Source organism: Niallia sp. HCP3S3_B10, from assembly GCF_052064465.1.
Classification (GTDB): Bacteria; Bacillota; Bacilli; order Bacillales; family Cytobacillaceae; genus Niallia; species Niallia hominis.
In genome coordinates, this window is record NZ_JBQHVO010000117.1 from 1 (window position 1) to 2,952 (window position 2,952).

2 protein-coding genes are annotated in these 2,952 nt (G+C 34.9%); one reads left to right on the forward strand and one right to left on the reverse strand.

What is annotated here, in order from left to right; genetic code table 11:
* Positions 1 to 129 precede the first annotated feature (129 nt).
* Positions 130 to 1,074: a tyrosine-type recombinase/integrase gene (locus ACTNDN_RS24520; RefSeq protein ID WP_235251538.1), complete on the reverse strand. Its 945-nt coding sequence runs from the start codon at positions 1,072 to 1,074 to the stop codon at positions 130 to 132.
* Between the two features lie 111 nt (positions 1,075 to 1,185).
* On the opposite strand from ACTNDN_RS24520, the gene ACTNDN_RS24525 reads away from it, so the two are divergent.
* Positions 1,186 to 2,664 carry an aminotransferase class V-fold PLP-dependent enzyme gene (locus tag ACTNDN_RS24525; protein ID WP_441132550.1) on the forward strand — a complete coding sequence of 493 codons (1,479 nt, stop codon included), beginning with the start codon at positions 1,186 to 1,188 and terminating at the stop codon, positions 2,662 to 2,664.
* Positions 2,665 to 2,952 lie beyond the last annotated feature (288 nt).

Genomic DNA, 2,952 nt, shown 5'->3' on the forward strand with positions numbered 1-2,952 from the left:
AGTGCCTGAACTATTTCCAGTAAAGAACCAATATCAAATTAATGAAAAAGTGTTAAATTTAATATGGATAGGTGTTTTATATATGTCTCATCTGGCTAGGTCAGTTCAAGGACCATCTTTTTTATTCATTCAATCATTCATTTTATTCAGTAAATATTGTTTATACCTTCTTAGTGCCGCTTCACTTGTTAAATGAAATTGGCGCATTACCTTCTCATCACTTGCTCCTGTTGCTAATGCCTCTAATATAGCTGCGTTTCGAAGATTGACAGCAGAAATTTTACGTAAGCCTGCTCTTCTTACTTCATCTTTAATCATTTCTTGGATTGCACGGACAGATAGTGCTTTTGGTTTTTGCCGATCATAATCATATTGGAAGGAATATGAGATATTGTTGAAAGCTATAAATACAGGATCATTGGAATAATATTTTGGGCGAAACGCTTCCGGTATAGAAAAATAGTAATCTCGTAATTTAGTCATTATATCATGAGAAAGTGGAAGAGTTAACGGAGCATCCTCTCTATTGAGGGTAAGCTCTCCTTGTGCTAAGTTTAAATCTTTCATCTTGATACGATATATATCGATAGGTGTTAGTCCAAAGTTTTTTAATAAAGCCACGATTGTCCAATTTCTTGATAGCAGATAATTTCTAGCTGATTTTTTGGTGCTTTCTATATCCTTTATTAACAGATGCTGCAATAATTTATTATATTCTTCGCTTGTAATAAAGTCTTTTGTGGTTAGAGGACGTAGTGGAGACGCTTCTGCTAGTTTATGAATTTCATGTGCGCAAACACATTGATGGTAAATCATTAATCGGCTTAGTACAGATGCAAGGCGGCGAATAGTAGCTTGTGATAATTGCTTATCCTTTAAATAATGAAAGTAAGCGCGAATATCATCGGCACGCAAAGCTTTAATTGTTTCGAATTTAGTGTTTTCTTTGTATATATCGAGCCAGCTAAAGAATTTCTTTAAGTCAGATTCATACTGTTTTAATGTAAGTTTGCTCCGTCCAGACTGGTTTAAGTTCTCCATATAATCAAGTGCATAATCAGGCAAGGTAATCATTTGTTATGTTCCATCCTTCTTATGAATTTTTTTCAAACAATTCGAAATGCAATAACCCCTCTTCTCATTTTGACATAGGTTAAAGAAGGAGAGAGAAAGGGGATTTTTAAATTGATTAGAATTAAAGTTGGTGAGTCTGTATACCAATATCATACTAAATTGGAGCACTATTTTTCAAAAATTAAGCATAATATCATTGGAAATAATTTAACCTTTTCTACACCTTATGGAAATCAAAAGCTGCTCTATGCGGATTGGACAGCAAGTGGCAGATTATATAAGACTATTGAGGATAAGATTACAAAAAACCTTGGCCCGTATGTTGCCAATACACATACTGAATCAAATATAACGGGAACTTATATGACAAAAGCATATACGGATGCAAAACGAATCATCAAAAAGCATGTTCATGCAGATGAGAATGATATTATATTATTTGATGGCTTTGGTATGACAGGAGTGGTCAACAAACTGCAAAGAATAATGGGTTTAAAGAATACTTGTTTTACTAACGAAAAAATAGCTGTAGTTTTTGTCACACATATGGAACATCATTCTAATTATTTATCCTGGCTTGAGACAAATGCAGAAGTCATCATGATAAGGCCGAATGCAAATGGAGAAGTAAATAGAGAGCATTTAGAATCCTTGCTAGAGCAATATAAGGACATACCATTAAAAATAGGGGCATTTACAGCGTGTTCCAATGTTACTGGAAGGAAAACGAATTACCATGAGCTTGCGAAAATTATGCATCAGCATAAAGGTTATTGCTTTGTCGATTTTGCTGCTTCAGCTCCGTATGTAGCAATGAATATGCATCCTGATAATAAAGAGGAACGATTAGATGCTGTTTATTTCTCCCCTCATAAATTCCTGGGAGGTCCTGGAACGAGTGGCGTGCTTGTCATGTCAAGGAATCTCATTTATTCGAATATACCAGATCATCCAGGCGGAGGAACAGTAGATTATACAAATGAATGGGGAGATATTCTTTATAAAAAAGAGGACGAAGAGAGAGAAGATGGTGGAACACCAGGATTTCTACAAGCTATTAAAACAGCATTATGTATTCAATTAAAAGAAGCGATGGGAATAGAAAGAATAGAGAAAAGGGAGAAAGAATTAGTACAGCTAGCAATGACTGAACTAAAAAAAATAAAAAAGCTACGAATTCTTGAAGCAGAAAACGAAGATAGATTAGGGATTATCTCCATTATTTGCGAAGATATTCACTATGATTTAGTCTCACAGTTACTGAATGATCGTTTTGGTATTCAAGTAAGAGGTGGTTGTTCATGTGCAGGGCCATATGGCCATTATTTACTATCTATTACAAAAGAACATTCCAAAGAAATAAGTAAAGAAATACAAGAGGGAGATTTTTCGCATAAGCCAGGTTGGGTGCGAATTTCCCTTCATCCAACAATGAGCAATGAGGATATCTATTTTATTGTTGGGGCCATTAAAAAGATAATAAATCATCATGAAGAATGGAAAAAAGATTATATTACCACACCGTCAAGTGATGAGTATCCAGCATTAAGAAGAAGCGAAATCGACTTGAAGGACTTGTTTGTGATATAAGTTGCATCAACGAAAGCCATAAAAAAAGAAGAATGGATAAAAGTATTTCCCCCCATGTTAAAACCAAAAAATCACACGAAAGTGATTGTTTGGTTTTTTTATTAGTTTTTAAAAATGCTGTATCATTTTTCCCCTTAGCCGGAATATTTTTCACTATCTGTGTGGCTAAGGAGGCTTGAGTTGCTCCCCTGTGTATCGAGTATGAGTAAAATGTTTGTGGGAGAATAAATATCCTTTTTGTCTAGTTGGGGGACGAGTCCCCCAACTAGACAAAAAGGCCACCAAGCG